The organism is Roseateles sp., assembly GCF_052436255.1.
Lineage (GTDB): Bacteria > Pseudomonadota > Gammaproteobacteria > Burkholderiales > Burkholderiaceae_C > Pelomonas.
Genome location: NZ_JBQVNP010000121.1, coordinates 1 through 16,183, shown reverse-complemented (window position 1 = coordinate 16,183; position 16,183 = coordinate 1). Strand labels below are relative to the sequence as shown.

Below are 16,183 nucleotides of genomic sequence, written 5' to 3'. Positions count from 1 at the left end.
CGCCGTGACCAGCAGGCCGACGCCAAGGCCAGTCAGCACGACCCGCAGCGAGCGCCCCTCGCGCGGCAGCACGGCCCAGGCCAGCAGCGCTGCGGCAGCAGCGGCGGCCAGGCCCAGGCCCCAGGCCGCCGCCGTGCCGGGGAAGGCGCTGGCCAGCAGCCTCGGCAGCGCCTGGCCCGCCGGCATGTCCACAACGACCTTCTCCACCGTGGCCACGCGCAGCACCGCCGTCAGGCCACGCAGCGTCGCCCCTGCCGCCACTGCCGCCACCACCAGCACCACCAGCGACTTCAGGCTGCCGCCGCCCAGCCGCACCAGGTTGCGGCTGATGCAGCCCGACCCCAGCACCATGCCAAAGCCGAACAGCAAGCCGCCCAGCACGGCCGACAGCCACAGCAGCCGCGGCCCCGTGTAGATGCTGGCCGCCGGGTCCACCAGCCCCAGCGCTGCGAGGCCGTTGAACCCCAGCATCGCCACCGCCACCGCCACCATCCACATGCGGGCCCGCTGCCAGTCGCCCATGGCATAGATGTCGGCGATGGCGCCCATCGTGCAGAAGCGGCTGCGCTGGCACAGCGCGCCAAACAGCACAGCCACGGCGAACGCGGCACCGATCACGCGGTAAGTCAGGAAAGGCAGGCTGGCTTCATCCATGGTCAGCTTTCACAAAGGGGAGCCCGCGCATTCTGCGTTCCGCAAGGCCCACATCGGCACTTGCTGATACAGTGATTTTCCCGCCCAGCCCGCCCGCCGACGCATGACCGCCGTTCCCGAGGAAGACCGCGTTTTCGAGTCTGCCGCCGAGCTCTTCGGCATGCTGGCCACGCCCATCCGACTCAAGATCATCAGCGTCGTCTGCAACGGCGAACGCAACGTATCGGAGCTTCTGGCACAGATCCAGACCACGCAGCCCAATATGTCACAGCACCTCGCCACGCTCTACCGCGCCGGCATCCTCGGCAAGCGGCGGGAGGGCACGCAGATCTACTACCGGCTGAAAAGCGAGAAAGTCGCGATGCTGTGCCGCGCCGTCTGCACGCAAATCGCGGTGGAGCTAGACAGTGACGACATCGTGCCTGCAGAGGAGCGCCTGCTGGCCGGCGGCCTGCGCTGAAGGCGGGCGTGGTCAAGGTAGTTGGCGGGCTCGGGGCCGCCGGTGGACAAGGGCCGATCAGCTCTGCAACGCGTCTCGCACCCGGTGCAGCCGGGCCGACGCCTCTTGGGCGACCGCGCGCAGCGCCGGGTTGGACGTCAGCTCGACCATCAGGTCAGGGTTGAGGAAGCCCACCTCGACGATGTCGCCTTCGCCCTGCCGGACGGTGACGTTGCAGGGCAGCAGCAGCCCGATGTTGGGCTCCGCCTGCAATGCCTGGTAGGCCAGCGGCGGGTTGCATGCGCCCAGGATGCGGTGGGCCGGCACCTCATGACCCAGCTTCTCCTTCATCGCCTTCTGGATGTCGATGTCTGACAGCACCCCGAAACCCTCTGCCTTGAGCGCGTCCAGCACGCGCTGCACCGTCGCATCGAACGGCCCCGCGACGCGGGCATGAAATCCGTATTCCATCGTCATTCCTTCCAGAATTTCAGGCTGAAGGCCTGAGCATTTTTTGGCGGGCAGTTTTCGTTCCCGTCTGCGGGTACGGGCGCCGCGGTGTCAGCTCAACGCGAACCGAATATGTCTGCCAGGCTGGCGTCCGGCGCACCGGCGCGCTTTTGGATGGCGCCCTTGGCGTCCCGCCACACCAGGCCTGGCGTGGCCTGCAGGCCCAGGCTCGACATCAGCTTGGCGTTCGCCTCCAGCTGCGTGGCAAGGGCCGGTGGGATGGGCGCCAGCGGATGCAGCGACTTGCCGGCCAGTGGTTTGGGGCGCTCGCCCGACGCGAGGGCCGCAGCGGTCGCAGGCGCATGCGCGCTTTCATAGGCGCGCAGCGCTGCCGCAGGGTCGGGCGAGGCCAGCAGGGCCGCTGCCTTGCCGGCGCTGGTGGGCGACAGGATGCCCACTAGCACATGGCGCAGCTGTACCTTGCCGCTGTCCACCCAGGGCCGGGCGTCGAACCACAGCTTGGCGCAGAAGGGGCAGTTCGGATCGGTGAACACATAGACGATGCGCGGCGCAGTCGCGGCGCCGTCGGCGATCCAGCGGCTGCCCTCGAGCTGCTGCCAGACCGACTCGGGCAGCGGCTTGCGCAGCGCGGCCTGCAGCGCGTCCTCGTCCAGCCCTTGGCCGCGCGCATCCAGGGCCGTCCCAACAATGACGGCCCCGTTCGATGTCACATAGAGCGCTGCTGGCTGTCCGTTGGCCAGGGCGGCATAAGCCTTGAGCCCTGTGCGTGAGGTGAACGGGCCAACGACGTTGACGCCATGTTGGGCGAGCGCCTGCACGGCAGTCGGCAGCGCGTCGGCACTGGCGGACATGGGCAGAACCCACAGCGCAGCGGCCAGAGACAGGATCAGAGGCGTTTTCATGGTGGGAGGGTGAGATCTTGCAATTTCTGCTGAAGCGTGGCGGCGGAGAGTTCGCCAACGCGGGTTGCACCGAGTTCGCCGCGCGCATCGAAGAACAGGGTGGTGGGGTAGCCCTGTTGGTGGAACATCGCACCGGCTTGGCGGCGCGGGTCGAGCAGCACATTGCGCAGGGGCAGGCCGTTGCGGTTCAGCCAGCGCTGGACCTGAGCCGCGTCCTCGCCCTGATTGAGGAATACGAAGTGGACGTCGGCACGCTTTCGCTGGGCGTCCAGCAACACAGGCATTTCGCGGGCGCAGGGCGGGCACCAGGTGGCCCAGAGGTTGACCACGGTCGGACGGCCGCGAAAGCCGTCGAGGCTGACGCTTGTTCCCTCAAGCGACGTGAAGGCTACCGCCGGCAGCGGCGGCCCCGGTTGTGCAGTGACCGCCAGGGCGATGCTGCCCACGAAGTAGACGGCCGTACCAGCCCCCAGAGCCCAGCGCAGCGGTCGTCGCATTGCGACTGCTCCGCGCTCCCGGTATAGCCCGTAGGCCCAGGTGGCCAGCAGGCCAGCGGTCGCGTTCCAGCCACCATCGCGGATATCAAGGATGGACAGCGGTGCGTCGAAGTAGAGCGCGCGGTACTCGTAGACGAAGGCCAGCCGCGCCGCTGCAAGGCCGAGCACAAGCGCCCACCACAGGCTGCGGTCAACTGCCTGCGCACCCCCCGACAAGCGCTTGCCCAGTGTCAGCGACACCATGGCTGACAGAAGCACCAGCAGCAGCGCCAGCGGTAGCGACAAAGGCCCCAGGGCGATGGCGCTGCTCACGTTGGCGCCTTGCCGCTGCCCAGCGCGTTCAGGGGAATTTTCAGATAGCTGATGCCATCGGCTTCTGCCGGCGGCAGCCGGCCGGCGCGGATGTTGACCTGGATGGACGGCAGGATCAGCGTGGGCACTTCCAACTGCTCATCCCGCGCCTTGCGCATACGCACGAATTCATCCTCGCCAATGCCGTCGTGCACATGGATATTGCTTGTGCGCTGCTCAGCCACCGTCGTCTCCCAGCCCGGCGAGCGGCCCTTAGGCGGGTAGTCGTGGCAGACAAACATACGCGTCTCGCGCGGCAGCGCCAACAGGCGCCGGATGGAGCGGAACAGCTCATGCGCATCGCCACCGGGAAAGTCGGCGCGGGCGCTGCCCACGTCGGGCATAAACAGCGTGTCGCCCACGAAGACAGCGCCGTCCACCAGATAGGCCATGTCGGCCGGCGTATGGCCGGGCACCAGCATCGCGCGGACGGGCACCTCGCCGATGTGGAAGACCTCGTCTTCCCTGAACAGATGGTCAAACTGACTGCCGTTGGGGAGGAAATAGCGCTCCAGGTTGTAGAGCTTCTTGAAGGTCGCCTGGACCTGTTTGATGTGCTCGCCGATGGCAATGCGCCCGCCCACCGCGTCTTGAACATAGCGGGCGGCGGAGAGGTGGTCGGCATGGGCGTGCGTCTCCAGAATCCATTGCACCTGCAGGCCTTGCTCGCGCACATGAGTCAGCAGTCGGTCTGCCTGGACGGTGGCCGTGCGGCCCGACTTGAAATCGAAGTCCAAGACCGGGTCGACGATGGCTGCAGCGCGGCTGGCGGTGTCGGCGATGACATAGGACACCGTCCAGGTCTTGTCGTCGAAGAAGGCTTGAATGGCAGTTCTGGAAGTCATCCTGAACTCCTGATGAAGATTATGTTGAACAATAGTATATTTAAAGATAAAGTAATGTCAAACCTTCAACAGTACCCATGCCCGAGCACTTGAACGTCATCGACCCCGAGCGGCTGCGAATCGCTGCCGGCCGCGCTGTCGGAACCCTGAAAGTCCTTGCCAACCCCGAGCGCTTGCTGCTGCTTTGCCAGCTCTCGCAAGGGGAGATGTGTGTGAGCGAGCTGGAAGAAGCGCTGGACATCCGGCAGCCCACGCTGTCCCAGCAACTCGCCGTCTTGCGCGGTGAGGGCGTTGTGAACACCCGCCGCGAGGGCAAGCACATCTACTACAGCGTGGCAGACCCGAACGTGCTGCAGGTCCTGGAACTGCTGTACCGCCTCTACTGCCCCAAGGAGTGATCGATGACGGTTGACTGGCCTTCCTTCACGCCCTGGACCGCCCTGGCCGGCGGCGCCCTCATCGGCCTGGCCGCCGTGCTGCTGGCGCTGCTGAACGGCCGCATCGCCGGCATCAGCGGCATCCTGGGCGGCCTGCTCAAGCCCGTGCGGGGCGAGGTCGCGTGGCGCGTGGCCTTCTTGCTCGGGCTGGTAGGCGCGCCGCTGGCCTGGGCGGCCTGGGCCGCGTTGCCCGCACCGCGAATTGATGCGGGCTGGGGCGCCCTGGTGCTGGCCGGGCTGCTGGTGGGCATCGGCACCCGCTACGGCGCCGGCTGCACCAGCGGCCATGGCGTGTGCGGGCTGTCGCGCTTCTCGGTCCGCTCGCTCGCGGCCACCGCCGTTTTCATGGGGGCAGGTTTTGCCACCGTGTTCGTGCTGCGCCACCTGATCGGTTTCTGAGGAGTTGCCATGCCTATCGTCACTGCGGCATTCGCCGGTGTTCTCTTCGGCCTGGGGCTGCTCCTGTCGGGCATGGCCGACCCGGCCAAGGTGCTGGGCTTCCTCGACCTGGCCGGCGCCTGGGACCCCTCGCTCGCGCTGGTGATGGCCGGCGCCATCGCGGTCGGGGTGGTCGGCTTCGCAGTGGCAAGGCGCCGCTCGGCATCGCTGCTGGGCCTGCCGATGAAGCTGCCGACGGCAAGCGAGATCGACCGGCGCCTCATTGGCGGCAGCGTGCTGTTCGGCATCGGCTGGGGCATCGCGGGCTTTTGCCCCGGGCCGGCCCTGGTGGGCCTGGGTATGGGCGAGGCCAAGGCTGCGGTGTTCGTGCTGGCAATGCTGGTCGGCATGGCGCTCTTCGAATTGGCTGAGCGCCGGGTGAGCCCGCCCGCCGGACGGGCCTGAGCCGTGGGCGGCGTGGCTTGGCCCTGGGCCTTGGCGGGGCTGACGACGAGCTTGGTCCTGCTGTATGAGCTGTCGCTGCTGCGCCAGCGGCTGCGGTCGCAGCCGGGCCGAGGCATCCTCGGGCACCACGCGAGCCTGCGCGAGGACTGGTATGCGGCCGTCTCCGCCCAGCCCGGCTCCGAGGTGCTGGCCGTGCAGACGCTGCGCAACTCGGTGATGTCGGCCACGGTGCTGGCGTCCACCGCCGCCCTGGCGCTGATGAGCACGGTGAGCCTGCTCGCGCCGTCCAAGGGCGGTACAGGAGGCGCGCCCGCCCTCAGTCCGCGGGAGCTGATGGACCTGCTGCTCATGGGGCTGCTGTGCGCCTCGCTCGTCTGCTCGCTGTTCTCGGTGCGGCTGTACAACCATGCCGGCTTCATCTGCGGGATGCCGGTAGGCTCTGGTGCGCGTACCGCCTGGTCGCCCGAGGCGGTCCGCTACATCCGCGATGCCGGAATGCTGTACGGCGTGGGGCTGCGCCAGATGGTGCTGGTCGTGCCGGTGGTGGTAGGCCTGTACCACCCGCTGGCCGGCACTGTGACTGCCGCAGTCGTGACCGGCGGCCTGGTCTGGCTGGACCGGGGACACGGCACCGGCTGAGCGCCGCCGGGTACGCGCCGCCTTAGCGCATCGCTTGCCCGGCGGCCTCACGCGGCCGGACCTTGACGTTGAGCGGCGGCGTGGCCAGTCGTGCGGACGTGCCCTTCGCTGCCGTCACGCGCCCGAGGGAGCCGGCCTCGAGCGCCTGCTTCAGCCGCGGATAGCTGGCCACGAAAGCCGTTGCCGCAGCCAGCATGCCGGCCATGGCCCACAGCCCTTCACGGCGCCCGCTGCCGGCGGCCGCCGCGGCCGTGCCGGGGCAGTAGCCCGACAGCGCCATGCCGGCGCCAAAGAGCACCGCGCCGCCCACCAGGCCGACCGGGTTCAGCGGCTTGGGCTCGTCGGTCGCCAGGCCGCGCTGGTGCAGCCAGCGGTGGCCCAGTGCGCCAACAGCGACAGCCGTGCCCATGGTCTTGGCGACCCGCGCTTCTTCACCCTTCTGCTGGCCGACTTTGGTGCGGGTGCGGGCCACCCCGCCGCGCTGCAGCAATGCGCCGAACAGCACGCCCGTCGCCAGCCCGAGCAGGTTGCGCGTGCCCTCGTTCATCTCTGCCATCACAGGCCTCCGTCATGTTGCCGCTTGCCGCGTGTGCGCCGCGCCAGCAGGGACCCGACCGCGAACATCAGCGGCGTGAACAACCAGCTGGAGCCGGCGCCCTGGGCCGTGCCCGAAAGCCCGTGCCCGCTGGTGCAGCCGTCGGCCATGCGGGCGCCGAACATCAGCATCGCGCCGCCGGCCGCACTGGCCAGTGGCGAGCGCAGCGGCGTGCTGTCGGGTGCAGCGCCGAGCCGGTCGACGTCACGCCCGCCCGCCGCGCGCGCGGCCGCCATGCCGCCAAGCATCGTGCCTAGCACCAGCCAAGACTCCCAGTTGAACTTGGGCGCCTCCTTCTTGGCCTTGACGTAGTCGTTCACGTGCACGGCATCGGGGGCCAGCTTGCGCGCCGCCAGTGCGGCGGAGCTTTCGTAGGCGCCGCTGACGCCGATGCCCTTCTTGAACGCCGCGAACGCGCCGATGTTCAACAGGCCGATGGCCGCGCCGATGAGGTAGGGCGACGGGCCGCGATCACTGCCTGCGGTAGGGTGGCGATGACTGTTCATTGGCGGGGCCCTTCCACGTCCGGCGTGGTCACTGAATCGGCAGACGGGCCGAAATCCGTGCGGCGCTGCAGGCGCTTCCAGGCGTCCATGCCGCCGAGCAGGTTGCGCACGTCCTGGGCGCCCTGGCGCAACAGCATGCTGGCGGCCAGGCTCGCGCGGTGGCCGACGCCGCAGGTGACGACCAGCGGCGCTTGCAGGTCGAGTGCCGGGCGCAGCCGGTCCAGGTGCTCCTCGACATAGCCGACATACAGGTGCGAGGCGCCGGGGATGCGGCCCTCGGTCTCGAACTCGCGGTCGTCACGCACGTCCAGCACGCGCAACGCGCGCCCGTTGGGGTTTTCGTCAATCGCGGCGGGCCCGATGGTGCCGATGCCGGCCATCGGCAGGCCGTGGTCGCGCCAGGCCTCGAAGCCGCCGGCCAGCAAGCCCTCGACGTGGTCGAGGCCGATGCGGCCGAGTGCCTTCACGGCATCGCCAAGCGTCTTGTCCGCGTGGTCGAGCACCAGGTAGATGGGCGACCCGGCTTCGGCGATCCAACCGGCAAAGACGGGCAGGCCTTCGGTCCAGATGCTGTAAGAGCCGGGCACATGCCCGCCGGCGAAGGCCTCGGGTAGCCGCAGGTCGAACACGACGCCGCGGCGGGACTCGGCGTGGAAATCCTTGGGTTGCAGCACTCGCACGGCGGTAGGCGCGCGCAGCGGCCCCATGCCGCCGGCGCTGTTCACCTGCTCCATGTGGCGGAAGTAGGGCGGGCGCGGGATGCGTTCATCCAGCTTGCCCTGCACGAACGCCTCCCGTGAACGCACGAACACCGGGTTGTAGCGGCGCTCCAGCCCGAGGGTCGAATCGTCGCGCTCGGCGATGTTGCCGCCGCAGACCGAGCCGGCGCCGTGTGCCGGCAGGATGATGGCCTGGTCGCCCAGGCGCAGCAGCTTGGCGTGCACGGCGTCGTAGAGCTGGCCGGCGTGCTCGCCGGTTTTGGCGGGGTCGGTCAGGTCGGTGCGGCCAGCCTCGCCGATGAACAGCGTGTCGCCGGTGAAGACGGCCCAGGCCTGCTCCGGCGCGTCGCTCAGGTAGATCGCGTAACACATGCTCTCGGGCGTGTGGCCGGGCGTGTGCAGCGCGACGAGGCGGATGCCCTCGGCTAGCTCGAAGGCCTCGCCATCGGCCAGGCGGATGTCGCCATGGCCAAAGGCCTCGTGGCGCCCGTTGATTACCTTGGCGCCGCACTGGCGCGCCAGTTCGGCCGAGCCCATCACGAAGTCTTCCTGGCGGTGGGTCTCGATGGCGTACTTGATCGTCAGCTTGTGCTTGCGGGCGAGGGTCAGGTACTCGTCGATGTCACGGCGTGGATCGACGATGGCGCCGACGCCCTTGGCGCCGATCAGGTAGGCGACGTGGGCGATGCCCGGGGTCTTGATGCGCTCGAACAGCATGTCAGCAGTTTCTGTAGTGCCGCGCCGCCCGTTTGTAGGATTTCACGTCGTCATCGAGTAGGGGCGCCTGCGGTGGCGCGCGCCCTCATCAACGCGAAGGCTGCCGGCACGACGAACAGCGACAGCAGCGGTGCCGTCACCATGCCACCCAGCATGGGCGCGGCGATGCGGCTCATGACTTCGGACCCGGTGCCCGAGCCCCAGACGATGGGCAGCAAGCCGGCAAGGATGACGGCGACGGTCATGGCCTTCGGCCGCACGCGCAGGACGGCGCCTTCCCGGATTGCATCCAACACGACCGCACGCGTGATGGTCGTTCCGGCGCGCGCACGGTCCTCCAGCGCCTGCTTCAGGTACAGCAGCATCACGACACCGAACTCCGCCGCCACGCCTGCCAGCGCGATGAAGCCCACTCCGGTCGCGACCGACAGGTTGTAGCCCAGCAGGTAGAGGAACCAGACGCCGCCGGTCAGCGCCAGCGGCAGGGTCGCCATGATGAGCGCGGCCTCGCTGGCGCTGCGGAAGGTCAGGTAGAGCAGCACGAAGATGATCAGCAGCGTTGCCGGCACGACCACCTTGAGCCGCTCGTTGGCCCGCTCCATGTACTCGAACTGCCCGGAGTACGCCAGGCTCATGCCGGGCTCCAGCTTCACCCGCCCGGCCACCGCGCGCCGCAGGTCGCCAACGACCGCAGCAATGTCACGGCCGCGCACGTCGATATAGACCCAGCCCGACGGCCGGGCGTTCTCGCTCTTGAGCATGGGCGGCCCGTCGACGATGGCCACGGTGGCGAGCGAGCCCAGCGTCACCTGCTGGCCAAGCGGCGTCAGCACCGGCAGGTTGCGCAGCTTCTCTGGCGTGTCGCGCAGCTCGCGCGGGTAGCGCAGGTTGATCGGGAAACGCGCCAGCCCTTCGACCGTCTCGCCGACGTTCTCGCCGCCTATCGCGCCAGCCACCACCGCCTGCACGTCGCTCACGTTCATGCCGTAGCGGGCTGCTGCGGCGCGGTCGATCCGCACGTCGACATAGCGGCCGCCCGTCAGCCGCTCCGCCAGCGCCGAGCTGATGCCCGGGATGGTCTTGGCGACCGACTCCACCTGAGCGGCGACGCGGTCGATGGCGGCCAGGTCCGGCGCCGACACCTTCACGCCGATGGGGCTCTTGATGCCGGTGGCCAGCATGTCGATCCGGTTGCGGATGGGCGGGATCCAGATGTTGGACAGGCCCGGCACCTGGACCGCGCGGTCGAGCTCCTCGACGAGCTTCTCCGGCGTCATGCCCGGGCGCCACTGGTCGCGCGGCTTGAGCTGCACCGTGGTCTCGAACATCTCCATCGGCGCGGGGTCGGTTGCAGTCTCCGCGCGGCCGGCCTTGCCAAAGACCCGTTGCACCTCGGGCACGGTCTTGATCATGCGGTCGGTGATCTGAAGCAGCTCCGCGGCTTTCTGGGCCGACAGCCCCGGCAGCGCCGAGGGCATGTACAAGAGGTCGCCCTCGTCCAGCGGCGGCAGGAACTCGCCGCCCATGCGCATCAGCGGCCAGGCGGTGGTTGCAAACAAGGCGACTGCCAGCACCAAGGTGAGCTTGGGCCAGAGCAGCACCCACTCCAGCGCGGGCCGGTACAGCGCGATCAACCCGCGAGTGATCGGGTTGCGCTGCTCGTCCGGGATGCGGCCGCGGATCCAGTAGCCCATCAGCACCGGGATCAACGTGACCGACAGGCCGGCAGACGCTGCCATCGCATAGGTCTTGGTGAAGGCCAGTGGCCCGAACAGCCGGCCCTCCTGCGCCTGCAGCGTGAACACGGGCACGAAGGACAGCGTGATGATCATCAGTGAGAAGAACAGCGCCGGCCCCACCTCGACGGCCGCATCGGTGATGACCGCCCAGCGGGCCTCGCCTTTCAGCTCCTCGCCCGGGTGCGCGTGCTGCCAGGCCTCCAGCCTCTTGTGGGCGTTCTCGATCATCACCACGGCCGCGTCCACCATCGCGCCGATGGCAATGGCAATGCCGCCGAGCGACATGATGTTGGCGTTGAGCCCTTGTTGCTGCATGACGAGAAAGGCCGCCATCACGCCCAGCGGCAGCGAGATGATGGCCACCAGGGCAGACCTCAGGTGCCACAGGAAGACCACGCAGACCAGCGCGACGACGATGAACTCCTCGATCAGCTTGGTCGTCAGGTTCTCGATGGCCCGCTCGATCAGCGAGCTGCGGTCATAGGTCGTGACGATCTCGACGCCCTTGGGCAGGCTGGCTTGCAGTTGCTTGAGCTTGTCCTTGACTGCAGCAATCGCCGTCTGGGCGTTCTTGCCGGTGCGCAGGATCACGACCCCGCCCACGGCTTCGCCTTCACCGTCCAGCTCGCTGATGCCGCGGCGCATCTCCGGGCCGGTCTGCACCGTGGCGACCTGGCCCAGCAGCACCGGCACGCCGTTGCGCGTGGCCAGCACGATGCTGCGGAAGTCGTCCAGCGACTTCAAGAAGCCGCTTGCTCGCACCATGTATTCCGCCTCGGCCAGTTCCAGCACCGCGCCGCCGGCCTCCTGGTTGCCGTTCATCAGCGCCTCACGCACCTGGCTGTGCGTGATGCCGTAGGCGAACAGCTTGGCGGGGTCCATCACCACCTGGTACTGCTTGACCATGCCGCCGACGGTGGCCACCTCGGCAACATCGGGGACCGACTTCAGCTCGAACTTCAGGAACCAGTCCTGCAGAGCGCGCAGTTGCGACAGGTCATGCTTGCCTGTCTTGTCCACCAGGGCGTACTGGAACACCCAACCCACGCCCGTCGCATCGGGCCCGAGCGACGGCTTGGCCGCCGCAGGCAGCCGCGCCTGCACCTGGCTGAGGTACTCCAGCACGCGCGAGCGCGCCCAGTACAGGTCTGTGCCGTCCTCGAAGAGCACGTAGACGAAAGAGTCGCCGAAAAACGAGAACGCCCGCACGGCCCTGGCGCCCGGGACCGACAGCATGGTGGTCGCCAGCGGATAGGTGACCTGGTTCTCGACGATCTGCGGGGCCTGGCCCGGGTAGCTGGTGCGGATGATGACCTGCACATCGCTCAGGTCGGGCAGGGCATCGATCGGCGTCGAGCGCAGTGACAGCACGCCGGCGACGGCCAGGAAGAGCGTGGCCAGCAGCACCAGGAAGCGGTTGCCGACCGACCAGCGGATCACGGCGGCGATCATCGGACGCCCCCTTTGGGCTCGCGCTGAACGCCCGTGACTTCATAGCCGTCGGCGCTCTCCCTGAAGGTGAACCGCACCGTGTCGCCGGCCTTGAAGCCGTCGACCTGGCCCGGCTGCGCGAGCTTGAAGCCCATCTGCATGGCCGGCCATTTCAGGCTCGGCACGGGGCCATGGTCCAGGGTCACGTCCTGCGAGGTGAGGGCGGTGATGCGTCCCTCTGCTTGATGGACCTGAGCCGACGCAGCAACCTGCGGTGCCGCAGCACTGGCGGGCACCGCGCTGGCGGCCGCCTGGCGCTGCAGTAGGCCCTGCATGCTGGCTTCCGAGTCGATCAGGAACTGGCCGGAGGCAACGACTTGCTGGCCGGCCTGCAGCCCTGCTAGCACCTCCAGCTTGTCGCCCCATTCACGGCCGATGCGGACCGGCACCGGCGTGAACCGCCCGGGCTGGTCGACGATGTAGACGATGGCGCGCTCGCCGGTCCGGATCACCGCCTCGGCAGGCACCACCAGCGCCTCCTCGGCCGCCCCGCCCAGCCGCATCTGCGCGAACATGCCAGCACGCAATCGACCCCGTGGGTTGGGCAGCTCCGCGCGTACGCGCAGCGTGCGCGTCTCGCTGCTGGCCTCGGGCAATACGGACGTGACCTTGCCTTTCAGCGTCTCTCCAGGGAAGGCGGACAGGGTCACTTCAACCGGCTCGCCCACGCGCGCCGTGGCGGCCTGCACCTCGGGTAGGGCCGCCTCCAACCAGACCGTCGACAGTCCGGTGATGCGCGCCAGGCTCATGCCCTGCGACACCGTCATCCCCGGCCGCACCATCAGCTCCTGCACCAGCCCGCCGATAGGCGCATGCACCGAGGTCAAGGCCTGCACCTCGCCGGTTCGTTCCACCTGCTGCACCAGCGCGGTGGGCATGCCCAGCAGCACAAGCCGCTGACGCGCCGCAGACGTCAACGCCGGGTCGCCCGTGCGGCGCAGGGCCAGGAACTCCTGCTGCGCGCCGGCCCACTCGGGCACGAGCAGCTCGGCGATGAAGGCGCCTGCGGCCACCACGTCGCCCGGTGCCAGGCGGGCCACTCGCTGCACGAAGCCGGCCGTGCGGGCCTGCAGGATGGCCACGTCGCGTTCGTTGAGCTGGACGGTGGCGGGCAGCTGGATGGAGGTGCCGATGCGCTGCTTCTCGGCGGTTGCGGTGCGCACACCCAGCATCTGGGCCACGCGCGGGTCGACTTCAACGCCGCCTGCAGCGCCACCAGCAGCGGCCTCACCGGCGTACTTCGGCACCAGCTGCATGTCCATGAAGGGCGACTTGCCCGGCTTGTCGAACTTGTGCTGCGGCAGCATGGGGTCGTACCAGTACAGCACCTTGCGGTCGTCGGCCGGCGGGCTGACGCTGGCGCCGTCTGCACTCGACGACGAGCCCTGCCGCCACCGTGCGGCGCCCCACCCCAGGCCCGCACCGATGGCGACCAGGAGGACGACCGTGATCAACTTCTTTTGAGGCGACATTGCGTTCACTCCGCGATGAGATAGGCCAGGCGGGTCTGCTGGGCCAGTACCTGGGCTTGGAGGTCGAGGGCGCGCAATTGCGCCTCGGCGGCGCTCTTGCGTGCCGTCAGCACGGTGCCGAGGTCGGCGCGGCCGGCCTGGTAGCTGGCCAGGGTCACCTGCACGCGTTCGTTGGCCAGCGGCAGTGCGGCGGTCTGCAGGCGCTGCAGCACGCGCTCGGCGCGCTGCAGCTCGGCGACCAGCGCGTCCACTTCGGCGCGCACGCGGCGCAGCGCATCCTCCCGTTCGGCCTGCAGCCGCTCCACCTCCTTTTGGCGCGAGGCCACCACCGGCTCCTGGCGCGTGGCGCGCGAGACCGGCAGATCGAAGGTGAGCTGGAACGAGACCATGTCGCCAAAAGCGCGGGCGCGGTTGCCGTAGGCGACTTCCCAGCCCCAGTCGCCACGGCCCATGGCCGTCGCTTCGTCCAATTCGGCTCTTGCCATGGCCAGCATGGGCGCGAAGGCCAGCAGGTCGGCGTGGCGGTCCAGGCTGTCCAGCAGTCGGGCCAGGTCCAGCCGCAGCGCAGGCGGTTCGGCCTGCGCCGACAGCTCAAGTTGATCGCCGGTCCAACGGCGCAGGTGAGCACGCGCCTGCTCGGCCGCAGCCTGCAGCTCGTCGCGGCGGTCGGCCAGCTCCAGCGTTTCCTGCCGCGCCATCAGCGCGTCTGCCGGCATTGCAGCGCCTGAAGCGAGGCGTGCCCCCAGGGTGTCCTGCAACACTTGGTTCTCCTGCTCCAGCGCCGCAAACACAGCCAACCGCCGTTGCGCGAAATGCAGCCCCAGCCAGGCCAGGGCCGCCTCGCGCCGCACGGCCAGGCGTTCGGCCTCCAGCAGCGCCCGTTCGCGCGCGGTCTTGGCCTCAGCCGCCTCCCGCTGGGCCGCCCGCCTGGCGGCGTTCGGCACGTCCTGCATCAGGCCCACCCGGCGCATCGTCATCGAGTCCCGGTTCCAGCTCAAGCGCTCCGGGCCAGAGACGGGAAAGTTCTCGATGCCGACAGCAAGCTTGGGGTTGGGCAGCTGACCGGCCGCCGTTCGTGCCTGCTGCGCGCCGTCGGCGGCCGCCTGGCGTGCGGTCAGTGCCGCCGAACGCTGCTCGGCAAGCAACAGCGCCTGCTCGAAGCTGATGGGTCCGGCGCCGGCCGCGCCGACGACGGCAAGGAAGATCGTGGCCAGGACGGCTACGCCGGTGCGGCGCGAGCACGAGCCCGTGCCGTGAAAGCGGGATCGTGATCCCGCCCGAAAGAAGATGGCCATGACAGCTCTCCACAGAAGCCTTGGAAGCGATCAAGTGATCGCAGACGCAAGCGCTACCGAGCAGTCGGCAGCGCGCGAGCGTCAGGGCCTAAATGCGGAAGACCTGGAGGGCGAGATAGACCGGCGGCGCGCCATCGGGCGGGCCGGTATGGGCGGCAACGAGCGCCGGCAGTGCCTCGGCCGCTTCAGGCGGGAGCCAAAGCGCCAGGCGGGTGAGCAATGGGTCGAGCAGGGCCACTGGCGCCACATCGGCCACCGGCGCGTTGTTGACCGTCTGCTTGTCGCGGTCGCAGTGCGCCTTGCACAGCTGCGGTTGCTCAGCGTCCATGCTGGCCATGGCTTCGCAGTCGGGCATTGCCGCCATGGCCGATTCACCGACTGCAGTCTGAGGAGCAGCGCAGGCGTACGCCGCCGTGGCAAGTTGAAGGAATACCAGCAAGGTCGCGAGCATGCTCGCGATCCAGCGCAGGGACACCTTCTTCAGCCTCATGTCAGCAGTTTACCGAGCAAGCCTGCCTACGTGCGACCCGTGATTTGAGCTGACGTGAAGTCGTGCGGCATACGGACGCATCGCACGCATTGAGATGAAAACGGGCTCACTTGTTCTTCTGCAGCCAAGCGTCGAGCTGGGCAATCTCTTTCGACTGATCCTTGATCATCTTCTCGGCCATCGCCTTCATTTCGGGCGACTTGCCGTGTGCGATCTGTGCCTTCGCCATGTCCAGCGCCTGCTGGTGATGCATCTTCATCATCATGGCGAAGTCCTTGTCGGTGTCGCCAGTCATCTTCATGCCCTGCATGTGCTGCATGCCGGACATCATGCTTTTGTGCATTTGCTCCGAGCCGTGGTTGGCCGATTGGGCGGCTGCAGCGCCGCACAAGCCGACGACGAGGCCGGTTGAACAAAGTGCGAGTCGGGCGGATGTGGCAAAAGAACGCTTCATGGAGAGTCTCCTGGGTGGCTGGGTTCGGCGGATGACCCGCCGACGCCTACCCGGCAATCCACACTCCCGCTGCAGCTGTTCAGTCCGCAAGCTCATCCAGGATCGGGCAGTCCGGCCGCTGATCGCCCTGGCAGCAATGAGCCAGCCGCTCCAGCGTTCGCTTCATGGCATCGAGCTCTTTCATGCGCCGGTCCAGGTCGGCCACATGCGTGAGGGCGATCCGCTTGACGTTGGCACTGGCGCGGCGCCGGTCTTGCCAAAGCTTCAACAGCTCCGCAATCTCGGCCATGCTGAAACCCAGATCGCGCGCCCGGCGGATGAAGCGCAGCGTGTGGATCTCCTTGCCGGTGTATTGCCGGTAGCCGGAGTCCGTGCGGCCCACCTTGGGCAGCAACCCGAGCGACTCGTAGTGGCGCACCATCTTGGCCGACACGCCGGAGCGGGCAGCGGCCTCTCCGATGTTGAAGGGTCCGTCGGTATCCGTGTTGACCGTGCTCATTGCTGAGTCCCTTTCCAGTTGCGCAGCATCAGCGCGTTGGTGACGACGCTGACACTGCTGAAGGCCATCGCGGCGGCTGCCACGACGGGGCTCAGCAACCCGAAGGCGGCGAGCGGGATGCCGATGAC

19 protein-coding genes are annotated in these 16,183 nt (G+C 68.5%); 5 read left to right on the top strand and 14 right to left on the bottom strand.

What is annotated here, in order from left to right; translation table 11 throughout:
- Positions 1 to 654: YeeE/YedE thiosulfate transporter family protein (locus ACT6S0_RS21105; RefSeq protein WP_444765735.1), on the bottom strand; the 654-nt coding region annotated here is incomplete at its 3' end.
- Positions 655 to 757: 103 nt separating this feature from the next.
- On the opposite strand from ACT6S0_RS21105, the gene ACT6S0_RS21100 reads away from it, so the two are divergent.
- Positions 758 to 1,114, top strand: coding sequence for an ArsR/SmtB family transcription factor (locus tag ACT6S0_RS21100; RefSeq protein WP_444765734.1), 357 nt, complete (start codon positions 758 to 760; stop codon positions 1,112 to 1,114).
- Positions 1,115 to 1,171: 57 nt separating this feature from the next.
- On the opposite strand, the gene ACT6S0_RS21095 is transcribed toward ACT6S0_RS21100, so the two are convergent.
- From ACT6S0_RS21095 to ACT6S0_RS21080, 4 genes are all read right to left on the bottom strand, one after another.
- Positions 1,172 to 1,564, bottom strand: coding sequence for a DUF302 domain-containing protein (locus ACT6S0_RS21095; RefSeq protein ID WP_444765733.1), 393 nt, complete (start codon positions 1,562 to 1,564; stop codon positions 1,172 to 1,174).
- Positions 1,565 to 1,659: 95 nt separating this feature from the next.
- Positions 1,660 to 2,466, bottom strand: a complete 807-nt coding sequence (gene dsbG / locus ACT6S0_RS21090) for a thiol:disulfide interchange protein DsbG (RefSeq protein WP_444765732.1) — start codon at positions 2,464 to 2,466, stop codon at positions 1,660 to 1,662.
- On the bottom strand, positions 2,463 to 3,275 hold the full coding sequence (locus ACT6S0_RS21085) for a redoxin family protein (RefSeq protein WP_444765731.1): 813 nt from the start codon (positions 3,273 to 3,275) through the stop codon (positions 2,463 to 2,465). Before ACT6S0_RS21085 ends, dsbG begins: the two co-directional genes overlap by 4 nt.
- Entirely contained in the window at positions 3,272 to 4,159 is an 888-nt protein-coding gene (locus ACT6S0_RS21080) for an MBL fold metallo-hydrolase (RefSeq protein ID WP_444765730.1), read from the bottom strand. The genes ACT6S0_RS21085 and ACT6S0_RS21080 overlap by 4 nt, the downstream gene beginning before the upstream one ends.
- A gap of 77 nt (positions 4,160 to 4,236) precedes the next feature.
- On the opposite strand from ACT6S0_RS21080, the gene ACT6S0_RS21075 reads away from it, so the two are divergent.
- Genes ACT6S0_RS21075 through ACT6S0_RS21060 form a run of 4 tightly spaced genes read left to right on the top strand, consistent with a single transcriptional unit; the run spans position 4,237 to position 6,078 of the window.
- On the top strand, positions 4,237 to 4,557 hold the full coding sequence (locus ACT6S0_RS21075) for an ArsR/SmtB family transcription factor (protein WP_444765729.1): 321 nt from the start codon (positions 4,237 to 4,239) through the stop codon (positions 4,555 to 4,557).
- A 3-nt stretch (positions 4,558 to 4,560) separates the two neighbouring features.
- A complete protein-coding gene (locus ACT6S0_RS21070; protein WP_444765728.1) occupies positions 4,561 to 4,995 on the top strand; it encodes a YeeE/YedE family protein in 435 nt (144 codons plus the stop codon).
- A gap of 9 nt (positions 4,996 to 5,004) precedes the next feature.
- Positions 5,005 to 5,439, top strand: coding sequence for a DUF6691 family protein (locus ACT6S0_RS21065; RefSeq protein ID WP_444765727.1), 435 nt, complete (start codon positions 5,005 to 5,007; stop codon positions 5,437 to 5,439).
- A gap of 12 nt (positions 5,440 to 5,451) precedes the next feature.
- Entirely contained in the window at positions 5,452 to 6,078 is a 627-nt protein-coding gene (locus ACT6S0_RS21060) for a DUF599 family protein (RefSeq protein ID WP_444765726.1), read from the top strand.
- Between the two features lie 22 nt (positions 6,079 to 6,100).
- Here ACT6S0_RS21060 and ACT6S0_RS21055 read toward each other — a convergent pair whose 3' ends face one another.
- From ACT6S0_RS21055 to cueR, 9 genes are all read right to left on the bottom strand, one after another.
- On the bottom strand, positions 6,101 to 6,634 hold the full coding sequence (locus tag ACT6S0_RS21055) for a YeeE/YedE thiosulfate transporter family protein (protein ID WP_444765725.1): 534 nt from the start codon (positions 6,632 to 6,634) through the stop codon (positions 6,101 to 6,103).
- Positions 6,634 to 7,179, bottom strand: a complete 546-nt coding sequence (locus tag ACT6S0_RS21050) for a YeeE/YedE thiosulfate transporter family protein (RefSeq protein ID WP_444765724.1) — start codon at positions 7,177 to 7,179, stop codon at positions 6,634 to 6,636. Before ACT6S0_RS21050 ends, ACT6S0_RS21055 begins: the two co-directional genes overlap by 1 nt.
- A complete protein-coding gene (locus ACT6S0_RS21045; RefSeq protein WP_444765723.1) occupies positions 7,176 to 8,615 on the bottom strand; it encodes an MBL fold metallo-hydrolase in 1,440 nt (479 codons plus the stop codon). Before ACT6S0_RS21045 ends, ACT6S0_RS21050 begins: the two co-directional genes overlap by 4 nt.
- Positions 8,616 to 8,665: 50 nt before the next feature.
- Positions 8,666 to 11,806: an efflux RND transporter permease subunit gene (locus ACT6S0_RS21040; RefSeq protein ID WP_444765722.1), complete on the bottom strand. Its 3,141-nt coding sequence runs from the start codon at positions 11,804 to 11,806 to the stop codon at positions 8,666 to 8,668.
- Positions 11,803 to 13,317 carry an efflux RND transporter periplasmic adaptor subunit gene (locus tag ACT6S0_RS21035; protein ID WP_444765721.1) on the bottom strand — a complete coding sequence of 505 codons (1,515 nt, stop codon included), beginning with the start codon at positions 13,315 to 13,317 and terminating at the stop codon, positions 11,803 to 11,805. Before ACT6S0_RS21035 ends, ACT6S0_RS21040 begins: the two co-directional genes overlap by 4 nt.
- Positions 13,318 to 13,322: 5 nt before the next feature.
- Entirely contained in the window at positions 13,323 to 14,612 is a 1,290-nt protein-coding gene (locus ACT6S0_RS21030) for a TolC family protein (protein ID WP_444765720.1), read from the bottom strand.
- Between the two features lie 88 nt (positions 14,613 to 14,700).
- Positions 14,701 to 15,102, bottom strand: coding sequence for a hypothetical protein (locus ACT6S0_RS21025; RefSeq protein ID WP_444765719.1), 402 nt, complete (start codon positions 15,100 to 15,102; stop codon positions 14,701 to 14,703).
- 106 nt (positions 15,103 to 15,208) lie between these two features.
- Positions 15,209 to 15,556 (bottom strand): DUF305 domain-containing protein, encoded by a 348-nt coding sequence (locus ACT6S0_RS21020; protein ID WP_444765718.1) that lies wholly within the window; start codon positions 15,554 to 15,556, stop codon positions 15,209 to 15,211.
- Between the two features lie 79 nt (positions 15,557 to 15,635).
- A complete protein-coding gene (gene cueR / locus ACT6S0_RS21015; protein WP_056261357.1) occupies positions 15,636 to 16,055 on the bottom strand; it encodes a Cu(I)-responsive transcriptional regulator in 420 nt (139 codons plus the stop codon).
- Positions 16,056 to 16,183 lie beyond the last annotated feature (128 nt).